General features: G+C 65.9%; 8 protein-coding genes and 1 pseudogene. 4 read left to right on the forward strand and 5 right to left on the reverse strand.

Annotated features, from left to right (window positions below; genetic code table 11):
* The coding region (locus ACZ6CV_RS32245) for a pentapeptide repeat-containing protein (RefSeq protein ID WP_469254787.1) at positions 1-2,294 on the forward strand (2,294 nt) is incomplete at its 5' end.
* A 449-nt stretch (positions 2,295-2,743) separates the two neighbouring features.
* Here the strand turns inward: ACZ6CV_RS32245 and ACZ6CV_RS32250 are convergent.
* Entirely contained in the window at positions 2,744-3,961 is a 1,218-nt protein-coding gene (locus ACZ6CV_RS32250; protein ID WP_469254788.1) for a hypothetical protein, read from the reverse strand.
* Positions 3,962-4,384: 423 nt separating this feature from the next.
* Positions 4,385-4,795 carry a transposase gene (locus ACZ6CV_RS32255; protein ID WP_469254789.1) on the reverse strand — a complete coding sequence of 137 codons (411 nt, stop codon included), beginning with the start codon at positions 4,793-4,795 and terminating at the stop codon, positions 4,385-4,387.
* Between the two features lie 128 nt (positions 4,796-4,923).
* Here ACZ6CV_RS32255 and ACZ6CV_RS32260 point away from each other — a divergent pair, with 128 nt between their 5' ends.
* Positions 4,924-5,139: a hypothetical protein gene (locus tag ACZ6CV_RS32260; RefSeq protein WP_469254790.1), complete on the forward strand. Its 216-nt coding sequence runs from the start codon at positions 4,924-4,926 to the stop codon at positions 5,137-5,139.
* A 749-nt stretch (positions 5,140-5,888) separates the two neighbouring features.
* Positions 5,889-6,594: pseudogene (locus ACZ6CV_RS32265) on the forward strand (DNA cytosine methyltransferase); the annotation flags it as partial.
* Between the two features lie 1,562 nt (positions 6,595-8,156).
* On the opposite strand, the gene ACZ6CV_RS32270 reads toward ACZ6CV_RS32265, so the two are convergent.
* From ACZ6CV_RS32270 to ACZ6CV_RS32280, 3 genes are all read right to left on the reverse strand, one after another.
* The gene (locus tag ACZ6CV_RS32270; protein ID WP_469254791.1) at positions 8,157-8,435 is read right to left on the reverse strand and encodes an RHS repeat-associated core domain-containing protein; all 279 of its coding nucleotides are present in this window, start codon (positions 8,433-8,435) and stop codon (positions 8,157-8,159) included.
* Positions 8,436-8,750: 315 nt separating this feature from the next.
* Positions 8,751-8,900 (reverse strand): hypothetical protein, encoded by a 150-nt coding sequence (locus ACZ6CV_RS32275; RefSeq protein ID WP_469254792.1) that lies wholly within the window; start codon positions 8,898-8,900, stop codon positions 8,751-8,753.
* Between the two features lie 198 nt (positions 8,901-9,098).
* Positions 9,099-15,329: an RHS repeat domain-containing protein gene (locus tag ACZ6CV_RS32280; RefSeq protein ID WP_469254793.1), complete on the reverse strand. Its 6,231-nt coding sequence runs from the start codon at positions 15,327-15,329 to the stop codon at positions 9,099-9,101.
* Between the two features lie 365 nt (positions 15,330-15,694).
* Between ACZ6CV_RS32280 and ACZ6CV_RS32285 the strand changes: the two genes are divergently transcribed.
* Entirely contained in the window at positions 15,695-18,790 is a 3,096-nt protein-coding gene (locus ACZ6CV_RS32285) for an FG-GAP-like repeat-containing protein (protein WP_469254794.1), read from the forward strand.
* Positions 18,791-19,103 lie beyond the last annotated feature (313 nt).

The raw sequence follows: 19,103 nt of genomic DNA on the forward strand, positions 1-19,103 counted from the left end.
ACAACTCCCACAGGCTGTCCGGCGCCATTCGCTCAACAAGTGCGGCCGTCACCATCCCAGAGTGCCGCAAGATCACGCCAAACGAAATGGCGTCTCAGTGCAACCTCGGAGGCTGGATCGGCAACTATCCGGCCGTGCTTGATCGTCCTTCAGGTATGCCACAGCCAAGACCCGAACCGGACCCAACTCCGCCTGCCTGGCCACACTGTGGCCACGGTGCCACCCAGGATGACCCTGTCGGCTGCCGAGGCATCCACATCCCCGGCCACACCGCATGCCTCGCCCACCTGGCTGGCGCCGAGCGCGATGTCTACCTGGGCACCCTGGGCCCGGGCGCCGACCTCGACCACCGCGGCACCCCCATCACCGAAGACCTTCTGAACCGGATACTTGACGCCCTGCGTGACCCAACCACGGGGCGCCCCCGCTTTGGCACGGCCTGGTTCGAATCAGCAACTTTTGAGGGCATGGTCCAGTTCGAGACGGTGACCTTCGAGGGCGCAGCAATGTTCGAGTCGGCAGTCTTCGAGGGCATCGTCAGGTTCCCAGCGGCGATCTTCAAGGGCACCGCCAGGTTCCACTCGGCAACCTTCAAGAAAGCCGCCTGGATCGGCTCGGCCACCTTCAAGGACACCGCCCAGTTCGAGTCGGCGGTATTCCATGGCGCCGCCGGGTTCCGGTCAGTTACCTTCGAGGGTGGCGCGGGGTTCAAGTCGGCGATGTTCCATGGCGATACCGAGTTCGAGTCGGCAACCTTCCAGGGATTGGCTCAGTTCGAGTTGGTGACCTTCGAGGGCGACGCCGGGTTCCGGCGGGCGATCTTCCAACGCTCCGTCAACTTCGAGTCGGCGAACTTCCGTAAGACCATTTGGTTCGCTTCAGCGACCTTCGCGGGCGCCGCCCAGTTCGCGTCGGTGACCTTCGAGGGCATCGCCCTGTTCAGCGATGCGACCTTCGAAAACTCCGCCCTGTTCATGTCAGCAACCTTCCAGCTCACCGCCGGGTTCCTATCGGTGACCTTCGACGGCACTGCCAGCTTCCAGTCAGTGACCTTCGAGAGCAGTGCCCTGTTCACGTCGGCAACCTTCCACAGCAACGCCGAGTTCCAGTGGGCGACCTTTCAGGACGACGCCCGATTCGAGTCGGCGACCATCTACGGCGATACGCTGCTCGAGCAGGCGGTTTTCGAACGGTCGGCCAACCTCGGGCCGTTGGTGTGCGCGGAGCGGGTGAAGTTGTCCGGGGCGCTGTTCGGCGGCCCGGTGACCCTCTCGTTCGCCGCGCGCCGACTGGAGTGTCGGCGGACCCACTGGTCATCAACGGCTGAGCTGCGTCTCCGCTACACCACAGTAAACTTCTCCCACGCCGTCTTCGAGTACCCCCTCACGATCGCCGCTGAGGCCACCCCCTTCGTTCGCCCCGACGGACAGACGGTGGCGGAACAGGCTGTTGCCGGCGCACCCGACGCCACGGTGCGGATGGCCTCGCTGCGTGGCGTGGACGCGGCCCATCTGGTCCTCGCCGACGTCGACTTGTCGGGGTGCCTGTTCACCGGGACCGTGCATCTGGACCAGGTCCGGCTGGAGGGCAACTGTTCCTTCGATCAAGTGCCGCCGCGCATGCAGTGGCGGCGCTGGCGCCCCATCTGGTTCGCCCAGCGCCGCACGCTTGCCGAAGAGCACCACTGGCGCGCGAGCCAGCCGACCGTAGTCCGGGGTTGGAATGTGGCGGTGCTCGGCACCGGACATGTCGGGCCGTTGCAACTGGCACCGGTGTACAGGGCGCTACGCAAAGCGTTCGAGGACGGCAAACACGAGCCTGGGGCAGCCGACTTCTACTACGGGGAGATGGAGATGCGCCGCCACGCCGACGACATCCCCCGAAGCGAGCGGAACCTCCTGACCGCCTACTGGGCGCTGTCCGGCTACGGCCTGCGTGCCTCTCGAGCCGTGGGCTGGCTCGCTGCCGCCATGCTCCTCACCATCATGCTGCTGATGGGCTTCGGGCTCCCGAAGGGCTCCCCGAAGCAGGAAGCGACCGGAACCGTGCCGCCCGGCGGCGGCAGGGTCACCTTCGAGATCGACAAAGCTGATCCCCAGAACCCCACCGGGGACAGGGTCACCGGCGAGCGCTTCGAGAAGGCCCTGAACGTCACGCTCAACTCGGTGGTGTTCCGCTCCTCCGGCCAGGACCTGACCACCACCGGCGCTTACATCGAGATGGCGTCCCGCGTGACCGAGCCGATCCTGTTGGGCTTGGCGGTCCTGGCCGTCCGCAACCGCGTCAAACGCTGACTCCAGCGCACCCACGCTCAGGGACGGCAGAGCGCCGCAGCCACCGGACACCGAAGCAACCAGTGCGCTCGGACAGCCATGAGTCGCCGCACGATTTCAGTGCACAGGTCACAGTCCGCCCACTGAAATCTTCCGTGCGGCCCGGCACTTACACCTGCGCTCGTCGGTTCGGACGGCGACGGCAGGTGGCGGCTATGCGGTCGTGGGGAGGATGCAGTGCTGTTCGGCATCGGTATCGAGACACCCGGGACATCGGAGAGCGCCCGCCGCAGGTTGGTGACGAGCTATCTGCTTGCCGAAGACCATGTCATCGGGCGGGACTGGGGGCCCTCGAGGGAGATGACAGTTTGGTCTCATCGATGCTGAGGGTGCTATCTATGGCAAGGCTGCCTGAAACCTGATCGCGTCCGATGACTTGACGACCCGAAGGAGCCCTCGCTAGCGGTGGCCTACCGCCACGGGGTCTGGGCGCGCTGGGCCTCTCGCTGTGCGGAGAGAGCGTCTGCTCGGGCCATGGACAGGAGGTGGACGAGCCGCCCGGCTGCGTTGGTGGTCCACCAGCAGCGGGCCTCGGGAGAGAACGCGGCCTTGGGGACATTGTCGATGGCCTCTTGGTAGACGGTTGGTGAGTCATGCCACTCAGTGTCGGCGATCACCCACAAAGAGCGAGTCGAGAGACCATCAAGGATGGTGAAGAGCTGAGGGAGGGCGGTCAGGCGGTGTCGGCTGTGGCTGGCTTGGCGGACACCGCCCGGGTATTGGGCCCAGAGGAGGTACTGGGCCGGCCAGGGCAGATCGATCACCTCGCGCCCGTCGTAGGCCACGACCACCGGCTCGGCCAGGGAAGCGGCAATGCCGGTCACCATTCCTCGCCCCGTGTCGTGCAGTTGATCGACCAGTCTGGTCACCCACGACTCATCGCGAAGGTCGCGCTTGATTCCGCGCTCCAAGGCATCGCGAGCGCGGGCCCATCGCGCCGCGACAGGCGAGGTGTGGTCGTGCTGCTCGGCAGGGGCGAGACGCATGAAGGCCCGGAGCCACCCCTCACACCATCGGTCGAATCCGTACTGGTAGTCATAGCGGGCCGGGCCCGACGAGGTGTCCTTCAGCTCTTGTGCGGCCAGGGCTCCCTCGCAGATCTCCTCCCACATCTCCTGCCAGGGGAGCCGGAACTTTCCAGGCCGACGGCGACGGAAGTCGGAGTCGAGGAGCGCGGCCGTTCCGATCAGCAGTAGCTCCTCCCTGGACTTCCCGTCTCGGTACGCGTCGACATGGCGTTTCGCCAACCGCTCCCGGGCGGCCTCAAGTGCCAGGAGCGGCTTGCGCAGCAGACGGTGGGCATCCTTGAGGTCGCTGCCTCCCGGGCCGTGCATGCCGAATGCGAGAACGTCGCAGTACGCCTCCAGGTCATGTCCGGAGTCGAGCCGATCAGCCAGCGCGCGCAGCGCTTCCATACGTGAGACCAGACGGCGGGCCTGTGTGTAGTAGTCAGGGAACGGGCTGGGACAACGCCGACAGCCGCCGGGCTCCGGAACGTCGGCCATGCTGCCGCGGTCCGGTACACGCAGGCTGACACCAGCCCGCTGCGCAGGGACGCGGAACGCCCCGCACTCCGCCGACAGGTGGAGCACTGAGCCGGTCGCTGCCTGCCACAGCGGTACGTCCATGCCTGCCAGGGGACCGAGTGGAACATCGCGTGCCGTTGGAAGAGGAACCTCGTCATCTGCTGCAACGCTCGGGGACATGCTCGTGAGCTCCTGGCTAGGGATGCCGAATGTGTGCCGCACCAGCCTGTCGTATGCCCAAAGGTCAAGACATGGCTTTCGCCGATCGGATGGAGGGTCACGTGTCACGTTCGTGTCACCAATACCGTCGACGCACCCGGACCACAAAGGCTCCAGCTGCGTGAACGGCGTCGATCTAGACCACGTAGACGCCATAAGACGGCTTCGCCCACCTGTGCCATGTGGTACCGAGGGAGGCACCCAGGATCAGCACGGGGGCGTCTTCGGGCCCGTCAAAGCGGTATTGCAGGGTGTTCTTCGGTGGCTCACTCACCCGCCAGACCCTCTCATCTGTCACGACAGCGCCTATGCGCGGGGTACTGGCTGTAGCTGTTTGACCAGGTGGAAGACCTCTCGGGCCGCGTAGCGTGAGCGGCAACGGACGATTTCGCGTCGGGTCTTGCCCTCCTTGATGCGGCGCTCGTAGCACGCCTGGGTGCGCCGGTCGATCCGCAGGCGGGTGAACACGATGCGGTGGAGCGCGGCATTGGCCTCCCGGCCACCGCCGCGGTTGAGACGGCGGACCTGCCGACGTCCCGAGGAACGCTCGACGGGGCTCACCCCGCACAAGGCAGCGAAGGACGCCTCACTGCCCAGCCGTTCTGGGTTGTCCCCCACCGTGATCAGCAGAGCGACAGCCGTGTCCGGGCCAACCCCCACCACATCGAGCAGCTGAGGGGCATGACATTCCACGAGCCGGGCCAGCCGAGCGTCCACCTCGCGGACTCCTCGGAGAGCTGGCCAATCCGAGATGCCAGCAGGCCCAGCGTGGTCCGGGTGGCCTGCAGCACCGACTCCTCGCCTGCCCCCTCGTGACTGGTCGCGTCGGTGAACCACGCACAGGTATGGAAGAGTTCGGCATTGCCCAGTCCGGCCAGCTCTTCCCGCAAGGCGGATCGGCGGTGACGATCACGGCCTTGAATTGGTTGATGGCCTGGGTGCAGGCTTTGACGGCCGACGCCTTCGTGAGCTTGTGCATCCTGGCGATCTGCACCGGCCCATCGCCCGATTTGGCCCGAGCACAGGCCCGCCCGCTCAGCACAGCTCGCGCCGCGTTCTGAGCATCGAGTGGATCCGAATTGCCGCGCCGACGGCGATCGGCCCGGTCCATCCAGTTCACGTCAAACACGCCCACGTCCTGGGCCAGCAGGTAGCGTGTCAAGGACGCCCCGTAGGAGCCGGTTCCTCCACTCCGGCCCGCCTCACGGCTCCCGACCTTCTGGCCCACTTCAGCAGAGCGCGGTAGCCGGCCGCGGTGGCCGGGAACTCATCGGTGGCAAGCACTGCCCCCGTCAAGGAGAGCGCCGAAGCCACATGCGCATCCCGGTGCGTGTCCACTCCTAGCACCACGTCCCCCGCCGGACGGCGAGGGCGGGCCTTCGGCGCAGGCAGCGCACTGGACATGGTCGCAGTCGCCATACCCGATCCATTCCCAGTCCTATGACGCGTCGCGTTGCCGGTACCGGGCCACGTCAGACGGTCAGAATCGGGAGGACGCCACAACAATCGGCAGGCCCCTATTGGGACACGCCCCGCCAGCCCGGCACCAGCAACGCACCATCCCCAGGCAACGGCCGACACTGTGTGACAGAGACATCCTGGTCAGAAAAATCATGAGTCAGACCTCAGACCCAGGACAGCACCCGCCCCTCCTTCCGCCCCTCCCGACACACGAACCCCGTGTGCTCAAACTCGACCGCTAACCGAAACCACGCAATAGCTGGCGTTCGTTGATGGCAGGGAATACATGAAGAGAGACACGGCAGTGACCTGCGTTACTGTGGCCCGTTCCTCTGCGGGGCGTCCTCCTGAAGTCCCCGACGTCCTGCCCCTGTGGCGCCAGTACGCCGCGATCCTGCGGACCTGGGGGTACTCGGCTTGGACCGGGATCTTGAACGCGGCCGACTACGGCGTGCCGCAGACCAGGAGGCGGGCGATCTGTTCGCCTCACGCACGCGCACCGCCGAACCGCCGCCACCCACCCACGCCAAATTCATCGAACCCGAGTCGCTGTTCGGTCCGGGCCGCGTCCGCTGGGCATCCATGACCGAAGCCCTCGGATGGGCGCCACCGACCGCCCCATACCCACCGTCTGCGCCGGAGGCGGCCCAGGCGGCGGACCCGAGCCGTTCCCCTCCGGCTCCCGCAAGACCCTCAGCGACACCCGCGACCGCGGCACCTGGAAGCCGCATCCGCCCGCCAACTCGACTGCCAGTGTGATGGGTAGCCGGGCAGAGAGATCCGTCCACGCCGAACACCCCGCCACACAAGCGACGCCCACGGTGTGGCGCTGGACCCTGCGCAGCAACAACCAGGCCAACGCCACCGTCCGCACGATCGCCGAGCCGGCCGGGACCCTGTTCTTCGGTCACCGTGCCAACGAGGGCGTATGGCAGGCCGAGTCAACCCCTTCCACGCCGCCAGGCACTGCCCCCGCCCCGGATCCGATCCGCATCACCGCCGCCGAGGCCGGCATCCTGCAGACCTTCCCCGCCGACTACCCCTGGCAGGGCAATGCTCCAGCGCATCAGCCACGATAAAACCAGCACATTCTCTTCTACCGCACCAACATCGACCAACTGATCGCGGTCCGCGCCAGAATCCGTCACCCGAAGGCGATCATCCTCTTCGGCCAGCTCGCTCTTCATCGCCACCACCGTGGCCGTACCACTCGGGGCACGGCTGACCGGGGCCTCGCTCCCTCCGTTCGGGTCGCGGTGAGGCGATATCACGCTCCTACGATCGCCGCACCAACGGCGAACATCCCTGCACCATCCGCACAAAAATCCGCAACCCACGAGATGGTAAAGACCCTGGAGGCCTCTGCCTTTTAGTCGCCTTTACCGAGCTTGAGGCGCTTTTCAAGCTCACCTACGGCACGGTCCGTAGAGCCGACCAGACTGTCGATGATGGATCCCGCAAAACCAGTGGAATGAATCTCGTCGCCATCGCATGTGACGACGATCAGCGTGCCACCACTCTCGACTGCAACACGAGCGATTGCTCGATAGGGAACGGTGTACGTCAGTAGAGGGTTGATGACGGTCGCAACGGAATCACTATGGACGATTCGAGAACCACAGATACGACGCGAAAGGGCTAACGCCGAACATGGGGCCGCTTTTAAGCCCATTCGTCAGGATGGATATCGCACCAACTGCGGCGGCTCCGAAGAGACCGGTGAAGGATCACGACATGACTCGGAAGGAGCCTCTTCTAAGTACTTTCACTTTGCCGCTTCGGCAAAGCTGTCCCTCCTCCAATTCTTGCTCACCCTGTGGAAGGTTCGGGGATGGACAGCACATACCGCTATCCATCCCCAGGTAGAACGCCTGCTAGCAGGATCCCGCGTAGGCCCCAAGGCTCGCGTTACCTGAACCACAGAATGCTGTATTGAATCCAGCGTTGCCGCCCATGTTCCCAGCCGTCACACTCCAGTTGATGGCACGCCTGGGGTCATCGGCCGTCACGTGTGATCTACGACCGCCGCCGACACCTCGGACTCCCGGACGGTCTGCGTCCCCTGGGCCTGACCGACGGCACGGCAGGCGATGCGGCCTGGGCCGCGGACCGCGGCATGTACGCCGACCATCAGCTACGCCCGTGCCCGCGCCCAACAGAGAGCCGCAGCCCGCGCCCAGTTACAGGCTCAGACCAGAGCTCGCGCCGCAGCCGAGCGAAAGACCCAGGCCGAATGCCGCAAGAAGGACGGCATCCTCGGCAACATCCGCAACGGAAACTTCGGCGCCGCCTGGGACAATGTCAAGAGCTCCGACGCAAGGCAATGGGTGGAAGACCATTGGGATGACATGAAGACCTACTCGTCAGCCGTCGGATTCGGCGTATGCATCGTGGCGTCAGCAGGCGTGTTCGTCGTAGCCAGTGCAGGGATAGCTGCTGCCAAGTTCTTAGGGGACGGGTTCGGTACAGGCAACTGGGATGTTAGCGCCTACTTCAAGGATCTTGCCTGGACCGTGGTTGGCGGCGGAGGCGCAACAGCCTTCGGCAGAGCTGTCGGCGGTGCTAGAACCTGGGGCCAGGCATATCGTGGCAACGCTATCGCCAGGCTGCCCAGGACCTACCGGACCAAGGTCCCGGGGTCGGACTTGGTCAGGGAGCTGTTGTGAGCGTAGGAGTAGGCGTTCATCTGGGCCGGGTCGTCAACGTCGTTGACTGGGTCGACGGAGAGGAAGCGGCCCAGGACCGGGTCATACTCGCGGGCGCCCAGGTGCACCAGGCCGGTGGGGTCGTCAGTGCCGCCGACGAAGCCACGGGTTCCCGGGATGGACTCGGACTGGCTGGATCGCTGTCCGCCGAAGGAGAGTTGCTCGCGGCGGGTGACGGCAAGGGTGCCCATCGCCACCGCCGCCATAGAGGCGCCCTGGTGAGCTGATCGCCGACAGGCCTCACCGGCAGCCAGCCGGTGAGGCCTGCAGAACGTGTCCCTAGTTACCGCCTCACACGTGCAGCTCTGTCTGCTTGCCAGTACACTGCCCGCCCGGCTGCTAGACAGGCATTCCCCCGAGGCTGCCTGTTTCGGCCCTGAGCCACGCGACGAGATGTCGGGAGGTCGTCATGATGGTGTAGAGCAGACTCAGCTACGCACACAGAGTGCCAATGTACGTCTTGCCCCGCCGGCGATAGCCGCCCTCGGCCGCACTCACGCTCTTCTTCAGATCCAGCGCACCAGGCCCTTGATGCCCCGGAGTGTCTTTGCGCGCCATGATGCATGCTCCAGCCAATGGTGGTCCCGCTCGATGCTCTCGCGGGTAACGCCTGCCCGACCGTTGCTGTCATGGGCCGGCACCAGGTTCTCCGTCATGAGGCGCCACACGACCCTCGCCACAGAGATACCGAGCAGCTGCGCCGCCTCTTGTTGGGAGACCCACTCGTCGTCCCGGCATGTGACTGGAGAGTTGCGCCAGTTTTTCGTTACCCGTGGGTACGACCGCTCACCCTTCAAGGCCGGTCCCTTCTTCATGCAGGAGGCCGCACCGGAGCGCATTCAATAGAGTGCTCATCAGAACAGCCAATCCTTCACAGTTCTGCCAATGTGACCAAATGCGGCCCGTGGTAGTCCTGTACGAGGTACTCCCTGCAGGGGAAAGCCGGCTTTGGGGCCCATAGCCACGCAACCGCCCACTCCTCTCCCGCACAGGCTACCGGCAAGAATCCCCATTCCCTCGGCCTTGGCGGTGCCCACTAGGTATTGGCTCATGCCCTCGCGTCTCTCTCGTCGCGACGAAGCGGCGTAGTGAGCCCCGAGGCCACCCGCATACAGACCCGCCGCACCTACAACGAAGAGGCCTGCTCCGCAGGGCGCTGCCAGGATGCACGCTGCCGTTCCAGTCGCTGCGAGGATTCCCACGCCCTTGTCGATCAGCCAGTGCTTGTCAGTGACCTTGTCCTTGGTGTTGTCCCAGGCGGCGCCCCAGTTGCCCTTCCTGATGTTACCGAAGATGCCGTCCTTCTTGCGGCGTTCTGCCTGGGCCTTCCTCTCCGCTTCGGCGCGGGCCTTGGCTCTGGCCTGTGCCTGCCATTTGGCGCGGTTGATGGCGGACTGACGGACACGGGCTCGGTAGTAGCTGTCGTCGATGAGGTAGTGGGAGGGGTTGGCGCGGTAGGCGCGGTAGCGCTGGCGGTAGATCTTGCCCTTGCGGGGGGTCTGCTTCCAGACCCATCTGCCGTTGCCCTTGTATTGGTAGCCGGCGTACATGCCGCGGTCTGCGGCCCAGGCCGCATCGCCTGCCGTGCTGTCGGTCGGGCCCAGGGGACGCAGACCGTCGGGGTCGGACTTGGTCAGGGGGCTGTTGTGAGCGTAGGAGTAAGCGTTCATCTGGACCGGGTCGTCAACGTCGTTGACTGGGTCGACGGAGAGGAAGCGGCCCAGGGCCGGGTCATACTCGCGGGCGCCCAGGTGCACCAGGCCGGTGGGGTCGTCAGTGCCGCCGACGAAGCCACGGGTTCCCGGGATGGACTCGGACTGGCTGGATCGCTGTCCACCGAAGGGGAGTTGCTTGCGGCGGGTGATGGCGAGGGTGCCCATGGCTATGGCAGCCATGGAGGTGCCCTGGTGGTCGGAGAGGAGGAAGGAGAAGCCCTTGCCGGTGCGGACGGCGACGGCTTCGCCCTCGTGAGTGTAGTAGCGGACGCCTTCCTTGGCTCCGGCCTTAGTGATCTTCAGTTCGTTGTCGCCGGGCAGGGTGAGGGTTTGGCTGCCGTCCGCTTCCTTGGTAATCATGCGGTCACCGTCGGCGTCGTAGAGGTAGCTGGTCTTCTTGCTGCCCTCGGTGAGGGTGGCGAGGTGCCCTTCATCGTCCCAGGTGAGGTCCTGAGCCCGGTTGCCGAGGGTGCGCTTGGTGGTGTTGCCGGCTTCGTCGTAACCGTAGGTGTTCTTCTGTCCGTCGTCGGGGCCGCCCTTGACGGTTGCTTCTTGTACGGCATGCGGCAGGCCGGTGTTGGGCTCGGGTTGGGTGTAGGTGGTGGTGGCTCCGGAGTTGTGGTCGGTCTGCTGGGTGCGGTTGCCGATGGCGTCGTACATGAAGGACTGCCAGTAGGCGTCCGGGCCACCGACGGTGCTTGCTGAGGGAGCGGTGCTGCAGTTGGTCTTGGTGGTCCAGGCCTCGGTGAGCTGCCCCAGTGCGTCGTTGGTGAAGCACTGGGTGTCGGTGGACTTGGTCTCGTCCTGGCCGCTGGCGGTGGTGATGCCGGTGACGTTGCCCGAGTCGTCGTAGGCGTAGGTGGTGTCGTCGATGCGCTGCGGGGCCAGGTCACGGTCGGTGGTCTGGCGGGTCATGCGGCCGGTGTGCTCGTCGTAGACCTGGGTCTTGTAGACCCTCTTCCCCAGCGTGCCGAACTCGGTGCGCACGGGGCGGGAGAACACGTCGTGTGACGTGGAGTTGACCAGGGTGACGGACCCTGTCGTGGTCTTTTGTGGCAGGTTGCCTTCACCGTAGATGGTGACCTGGCGTTCGCTGGGCAGGTTGCCGACCTCCGGCTGTTTCGTCCACTCCTGTTGGCCGGTGTACTTGTTGTAGCCGAAAGTCCAGGTGTAGGTGCCTGCCAGGTCGCCTACCCCGTCGGGGACGGTGACGGTGCTGGACAGGGGCTGGTAGTGGTCGTTGTAGCCGGTAGTGGCCGAGCGGTACTCCTGGCCGTCGATGTAGCGGGTGCTGCTAGCGGGTTGGCCCTTGGCGACGGTGTCGTAGGTCCACTTGGCCAGCAGGCCGGTGCCCTTCTTCAGCTCCGTTTTGCGGCCCAGCTCGTCATAGCCGGTGGTCAGCGTGACATCCCGTGCATCCGTCATGGAGGTCGGGTGGCCGAGCTTGTCGTACGTGGTGCGGGTGACGCCCTTGTCGGGGTCATCGGCGGTGGTCTGCTGGCCGCGCGCGTCGAAGCCGTAGGTCCAGGTGTTGCCGGCCGGGTCGGTGACCTTCTCCGGCTCATCGAACTTGCCGTACCCGTACGTCGTCCTCTGGGACTTGGCGCGCTCAGTGTCCGTGTACTGCAGGCGTTCGGTCGTCCGGCCGCGTGCGTCGGTGACCACCGTGCTCGCGGTGCCGCCCTTGGGCGGGATGACCGTGGTGCGGTCGCCCCCGTACAGCGTCTTGGTGCGCCACTGTTCGTCGCCGTACTTGCGGGAGATCGCGTCGGTGACCCGGCCCATGCCGTCGTAGAGGTTCTCCGTCATCGCAGGCACCTTGTTGTCCGCGCCCTGGGCCAGGGTCGTGGAGGGTGCACCGTCGGCGTAGTAGGCGGCGTACGACTTCCAGGCGAAGCCGCGGGTGTCGTACCGCGTCTCGGTGACGACGCGGTTTTTGGTTCCGATGGCTGGGGCCTGGGTCTCGCGTTCGCGCATCAGGCCGTCGTAGAGCTGGTAGCTGGTGGCGTACGAGCCGTCGTATTGCAGGGTCTTGGTGGCCACGGCGTTCGCGACCGTCTTGGAGACCGTGTAGGCGTACTCGGCGGAAGGCTGGGTGGCGTGGTCAGCCTTGGCCCAGCCGGGGTTCCACACCTTCACCGTGCGGCCCAGGCCGTCGTGGACGGCGTCGGTGCGCTTTCCGTTGGCGTCGACAGCAGCAGTGGTCACGCCGCGGGCCGGGTCGTAGGTGGTGGTTGTGGTGTGCTTGAGCGCGTTGGTCACGGTCGTAGAGGTGGGTGCCTCGACGGTCGTGGGAGTGTATGCGGTCGTCGTGGCGTTGCCGTCCGCGTCGGTTTCACTCAACTCGCGGCCGTGCTGATCGTAGTTGTGACGGGCGGTGGTGAGGTACCCGGTGCCCTTGTCGTCCTGCTCGTCCAGGCGCGTCACATCACCCATGGTGGGGGCGGTGTCCAGGCTGGTGGCATCGTCGTAGTAGTGCCGTTCGGTGGAGATCAGGTCAGCGGGCAGTGACGGCGTCTTGTCGCAGGCCACTGCCGTCTTCTTGACCTCCTTGACCAGGGTGAGGAGGTTCTTGTCGGTGTTGCGGGCGTATTTGGTGGTGGTGCACTCCTCGTCGCCGTTCCTGGCCACATCGCCGAGGTCGGATTCGGAGGTGGCGAGCCCGTACTCGTCGAGGGTGCGGTCCTTCTGTGTGGTGCGCCAGCCGCCCGCGACGGCTGTGCGGGTCGTCTCGCTCTTGCTGCCGGTGACGTACGCGGTCAGGGCTGGCAGGCCGCTGCGTGTATGGGTGGCTGTGGCCGCGCCGTGCCAGGGGGTGTAGCTGGTGGTGATCTCCAGCTTGCCGTCCGCTCCGTTGTAGGTGGCCTCTTCGCGGGTCATGCCGGCGAAGGCCTGGTGGTCAGTGACCGTGGGGCCTTCGTGGTCGGCGACCTTGGCGCCGTCGATGCCGCGGAAGTAGCGGTACTCCTTCAAGGTCTGCTTGCCCTCTGCGGGGGCGCCGGTGCGGACCTGGACACGGCCATATCCCTTGCGGTCGCCATAGGTGAGGTGCTTGGCCTTGGTGAACTCGTCCTCGTCCTTGGTCCACGCCATGCCGTCCAGATAGGCGTAGTCAGTCTGCTTGACAGGGGCGCCGCCGGTGTTGTCGGCTTCCAGGACCTGGGCGACCACGTAGGTGTGGAACCAGTCGAGGTAGGGCTCGTAGTCCTCGGCCGGGGCGTCCGGCGGTGACCACTTGACCGGGTAGCAGCGGCGCTTGTTCGCCGACGGGCTGGGGACGTCGCCGGCCTTGCAGTCGGGTGCGGAGTAGGTGACGCCGATGGTGCCGCCCGACTCGGTGTCGATGCCGTAGACGCGGTAGCGCACCAGCGGGGGCACCGGGTCGGGCCTGCCTCCGGTGGTGGCGCCCTCGACGCGGTTGGCGAGCTGCTGCCCCTCGAACGTGACCGCGGGCAGCGTCACATCACCGGTGCCGGTGTGGCCGGTGCGGGTGATCGAGGAGAGCCACAGGGCCGGATCGGTTCCGTCACCAGTGGCGGGGAACTGGTGCTTCAGCTCCCAGGAGTCGACCGGCTTGTAGGCGCCGCCGGTCAGGACCGAAGTGGAGATCTTTGTCAGCCGCTTCCGTGTCCAGAAGGAGGGCGAGTAGCGGTCCTTGCACTTCTCGTCCGCCTTGCAGTGCCGGTCGAAAGGCACATCGGGCCAGTTCTTCGCGTGATCCTTGTCGAAGGTGCCGCAGTCGCTCAGGCAGCGTTCGGCGACGTCGAAGTCGACCTTGCCCGCTGCCTTCTTGCCGTACATCGTGCTGGAGCGCAGGCCGTACTCGATCCGGTCCAGGTAGCCGCCCCGGTCGTACGACGTGGCGGTGGAGTCACCGGTGCTGGGGTTGACGTTGCGGCCGTAGTAGTTGGATTCGGTGTTCCAGTAGTAGGCCATCGCGTCCCCGTGCACGTCCACGACGTAGTCGAGGTTCCACCGCCAGGCCTGCCGGCACCACGAGTCCTTGAACGTGTCCGTGTGGCAGGGCTCGTCTTTGTGGTTGCCGAACACCGGCACCGTCCACGTGGAGTTGGTCTCCGCCTTGCCCTCGCTCCAGCCTGGCAGCCGGTTGTAGCCGAAGTAGTAGCGGGTCCCATCCGGGGTGGTGATCCGCCAGTACTCGCCGTTGTCGTCGCCGTTGCCGCGCTCCTTGCTGTCGAGCTTGACGGCCTTGGTGCCGTCGTCGCTCTCCAGGTGCCACTCACCGGTGTTGTCGTCCTTGACCAGGATGTTGGACTGTCCGCCCAGGTTCAGAACCGCGTTGTCCTTCTTCCAGCACTGGTCACCGCTCTTGTCGGTGCCGTTGCCGTCTTTGACGTCATCCGAGCAGGAGACGTAGCGGCGCTCGATGTAGCCCGGCTCCATGCTCCAGCCGTCACCGATCCAGTTCGCCTGGTTGTTGGTGGCGGCTGTACGGCCGTCCACCGACTGCGAGCTGTAGCTCAGGCTCAGCTCCGGCTCGGTGCCACCGGCGACTTCGGGGGTGTCGATGTCGTACGACCAGGAGAATCCGCCGTTCGAGCCGCCGGCCGACCAAGAGGCGGAAGGCGCAAGCGAACTGGCCCGAAAATCGCCCGAGGCGCCTGCCGCAGTGGCAGACGCGGCCAGCAGCACCGTGCCCTTCCTCATGGGCAGGCCATCTGCCGAACGGGTGCCCGCGGGAGCCTTGGCCGCCGGGGAGGTCGCCTTCTGCTCCTTGGTCTGCGCGGCAGGCAGCGTAATGGGCGCCGACAACGTGCTGTGCTTGGTGTCGTTGTCGCTCTTGAGCGGCTTTCCGGCGGCGCAGCCCTTCTTGCCCGGAGTGGTCAAGGCGCACTCCGGCAGCTGTCGCAGTGTCAGCCGTGAGGCCCAGTCGCCTCCGTAGGCATGCTCGAAGCTGGAGTAATCGACCCTGACGTCGACGGCACCCTTGGAACCCTGCAGCGGGCGCACCGCGAGCACCACCCCTGAGACGCCAAGCGACTTCGCTGCCTTCTGGTCCAGTACCTGGACTTGCGCCTGTTCGGGGCCTGCCGCCGGCGTCTTGGATCCTGTGGCTTTCGCGCGGCCGACACTGACCGGGAGCGTTCCGGGTTCGACCTTGGCCCGGCCCGTCTCGGGCACTGCGACGGTGGCGGAGCCCGCCTCGGGCCACACGGCCTTCGGAGCTCTCCTCCAGGCTTGCCGAGTGGTTTGGTCAGGCCGGGAGAGCTGTTGCTGCTTCACCGCGGAGGTCGGCACCGGCTCCGGGGTCTTCAGCTTCACCAGGCTCAGTTCGGCCGCGGCGGCCACCGGGCCCCCCAGCAGACCGGCCACGAGATACGCCACCAGCGACAGGGCGACCCATCGCACGGCTCTCAACCGTCTGCTCACCACACGATCAGGACGCCCGACCTCCCCCACCCGCAAACCGGACACCATCCCACCCCACAGAATTTTCACAACAATGAAGATCCACGGAAAGTTAACAGTTGTAAGTGAGGCAACGGTGACCAGCTTCGAGGATTTATTAATCCGTTACTTTCGCACGTCACGCATGTCCCAAATTTCTGCTTAGGGGTGGTCTAGGACAAAATCACCACGGCAACTACCAGGTGAATCAGCGCCTTTGAGTCAACATCAGAAATCGCTGCGTACATGTACAACCATGCAATGGGTTCGACTGTCGGGGCTGGTGACGCACACAATCGCCGTGCAGAATCTGTAAAGGACAAGTGATGAGATCCCATCAAAAACGCCTGCCGGGAGCCGGAATTCGCCGCCTCCCCATAGCCGCTGTCACAGCACTCGCACTGGCCGTGCCGCTCCTGGCCGCCGCGCCCGCTGCGGCCGGTGCCGCCCCATCAAACGCCGACGCTGCCCCGGCAACGCAGAGACAGGCAGCCGAGGAGAACAAGGCCCTCGCCAAAGCCGCTGACACCGGCGAACCGGTGGAAGTGCTCTCCCAGCGCACCGAGGCATCCCAGATCTTCGCCAACCCCTCGGGCACCTTCACCGAGGAGCGGTATGCCACCGCCCAGTGGGCCCGTCAGGGCAACAAGCTGGTCGACATCGACACCAGCCTGCACCGAGGCGAGGACGGGAACATCACCCCCAGGGCAGCCACCCTCGGGCTGGAGTTCTCCGGCGGGGGAAGCGGCCCACTGGCCACCATCACCCGCGACGGCCGCAGCATCTCCTTCACCTGGCCCAACGCCCTGCCCGCGCCCCGCGTCGCCGAGGACACCGTCACCTACCCCGACGTACTGCCCGACGTCGATCTGAAACTGCGGGCCGGAGCCTCAGGCTTCGCCCAACTCCTCGTGGTCAAGACCCCCGAGGCGGCGGCCAATCCGGACCTGAAGACCATCGCGTACGACATGTCGAGCAGTGGTGTGAAGGTCACCGCTGATGAACACGGCAACCTCAGCGCGCTCAACCCTGGCGGCCAGGAGCTGTTCACCGCTCCCACACCCCGCATGTGGGACAGCAGCTCCGGAGCGCCGGCAAGCCTGAAGTCCAAGGCCACCGCGGACGAGTTGGCAGAACCCCGGGCAACGGACGAATTCGAGCCGGGGCACGGCGCACAACAGGCCGCCATGCCTGTCCAGATCAAGGACGGCAGTCTCGAACTCACCCCGGACCCGGGGCTGATGGCCGGCGCGGACACCACCTACCCGGTCTACATCGACCCCTATGTAGAGGGCTCCCGCTACTCCTGGGCCCTCGCCTACAAAAAGTATCCCAACAGCTCCTTCTACAACGGGGCCGGCTGGGGCGGTTCGGGCAAGTCCACCTCCACCGCCCGCGTCGGGTACGAAAACGAGACCAACGGTCTGGGACGCTCGTACTTCCGCATGAACACCAAGAACCTGTGGAGTACCAAGAAGCAGGTCATCAAGTCCACCTTCAGGATCAAGAACACCTGGTCCTGGTCGTGCACCTCAAAGCCGGTCGACCTGTACCGCACGGCGACCATCGGCTCGTCGACCACCTGGAACAACCAGCCCGACAAGCGCGAGCAGCTGGACACGGTCAACGATTCCAAGGGCTGGGGCTCCAGCTGCCCGGCAGGCAACCTCGCGTTCGACACGACACGCGCCGCCAAGGACGCTGCGTCGGGCAAGTGGAACACGATCACCCTGCTGCTCCAAGCCGACAACGAGAAAGACGTGTACGGCTGGAAGAAGTTCTCCGCCAAATCCGCAGTGCTCTCCACCGAGTACAACACCGTCCCCAACGCACCCTCAAGCCTGGACACGATCCCCAGCACCAAGAACAGCAAGGGCTGCGGTGACGTCACTCCCTACGGAACCATCGGCAACACCGACGTCTACCTGACCGCCAAGGTCGGCGACAAGGACGGCGGCACCGTCAAGGCCCAGTTCCACCTGTGGGCTACCGGCCACCACGACGACGGCCCCAAGGTCTTCTTCGACAAGACCGTCTCCGCCACGTCCGGCACCGTCGCCAAGATCAAGGTCCCGAAAGCTACGCTCGCTCAGTACGTCTCCACCGCTGGCGGAAGCTTCTCCTGGAAGGCGCAGGCCGGCGACGGCAGAGCCAGTTCCGACTGGACCCCCAGCCTGGGCGCGGCAGGCTGCCGCTTCGTCTTCGACCCCACCCGCCCCAGCTCCCCGCCCGGCATCACCTCCAGCCAATTCCCCGACGGCAGCGACGGATGGCCCTCGACCACCAACAGCGTCCGCACCTCAGGCTCCTTCACCCTCTCCAGCGGCGGCGTGAAGGACGTGGCCACGTACGAGTACTGGACCGACACCGACCCCACCGTGCGGACCACCACCCCCAGCAGCACGGGCGGCAGCGTCACCGTCAAATACACCCCGACCACCGCCGGCGCCAACTACCTGTACGCCCGAAGCCTGGACAAGGCCGGCAACAAGTCCGACCAGCAGCCCTACCTCTTCTACGCCAACGGCCCCAAGGAAACCGATAAGCCGGGTGACATCAACGGCGACGGCCACCCCGACCTGTGGGCCATCGACAAGGACAGCACCCTGCACCGGTACTACGGCGCAGGCGACGGCACCGTCACCGACGCCACCTCCCCCGCATCCGACTTCACCTGGAGCGGAGTAAATATCTCCCACCGCGGCGACTGGACCGGGGACGCCTACGAGGACCTCATCGCCCTGCACCCCGATGCGGCAACAGGCGCCAGGCGTCTGTGGGTCCACCCCAACAACGGCTACGGTTTCGCCTGCACCAACTGCGAAGGCGACGACAGTGACCGCCGGGAACTCACCGTCTACGACGAGGCAAACAACCACTGGAGCAACGCCGAGCAGATCCTTGCCATCGGTGACGTCGACGGTCCGCTCGACCTCGACGACGACGGCAACCCGGACACCCCCAGTTACCCCGACCTTCTCGTCAAGCACGGCGACCTGCTCTGGCTGTACTTCGGAGCCGATGACAACCGGCTCGACACCCACCGTGAGCCCATCCTCATCGGCGCCGACGGCTGGAAGAACATGGACCTGTTCGCCCCCGGTGACACCAACGGCGACGGCCGCGTCGACCTCGGAGCCCGTGATCGCACCACCGGCGAGCTGTACATCTACCGCGGCACCGGTGACAACGGGGACGGTCTCGCCGACCAAACGGCCAAGATCCGAACCGGGGCCAACTTCGGGCCGGCCGGCGTGCCCCTGATCACCTCACCAGGTGACGCGGACGGCAGCGGTCGCGGCTTCGACCTGTGGCTCACCCGGAACGACAATGCCCTCTGGCGCTACACGGATGTCGCCAGCGGCAGTGCCGACCTGTCCAAGGTCAGCGACGGATGGACCGGCTACCAAGCCATCAGCTAACACGATGAACTGACCCACCAGGCTGCGTGGCCTGCCCACAGCGCACGTCACGCAGCCCGCACACCCAGGCAGCGGGCTCCGGGACAACGGTCGGGGGAGCCTCACGCAGTCAGCGCCGCCGTTTGTGATCCACGCGCAGCGCGTACCCGTCGGCTGCACGCGGCACAGGCCCACCGCCGCAGATGAATACGCGACAATCCGCCAGGCCCCAAGGCCGCGGATTGGGAGCCGGACGCGGCCCGCGCGCGCTGATCACCTACCGCTGCACGACGCTCGCTTGGCCGATAGACGATCGAGGCCGCGGCGTCCCCGG

It is taken from the genome of Streptomyces sp. NPDC041713, from assembly GCF_055591085.1.

Coding starts and splice junctions, on each gene's coding strand:
- ACZ6CV_RS32285 (WP_469254794.1), top strand. CDS start 15,695: ATGAGATCCCATCAAAAACGCCTGCCGGGAGCCGGAATTCGCCGCCTC.
- ACZ6CV_RS32270 (WP_469254791.1), bottom strand. CDS start 8,435: ATGGGCACCCTTGCCGTCACCCGCCGCGAGCAACTCTCCTTCGGCGGA.
- ACZ6CV_RS32275 (WP_469254792.1), bottom strand. CDS start 8,900: ATGACGGAGAACCTGGTGCCGGCCCATGACAGCAACGGTCGGGCAGGC.
- ACZ6CV_RS32250 (WP_469254788.1), bottom strand. CDS start 3,961: ATGGACGTACCGCTGTGGCAGGCAGCGACCGGCTCAGTGCTCCACCTG.
- ACZ6CV_RS32260 (WP_469254790.1), top strand. CDS start 4,924: ATGGAAGAGTTCGGCATTGCCCAGTCCGGCCAGCTCTTCCCGCAAGGC.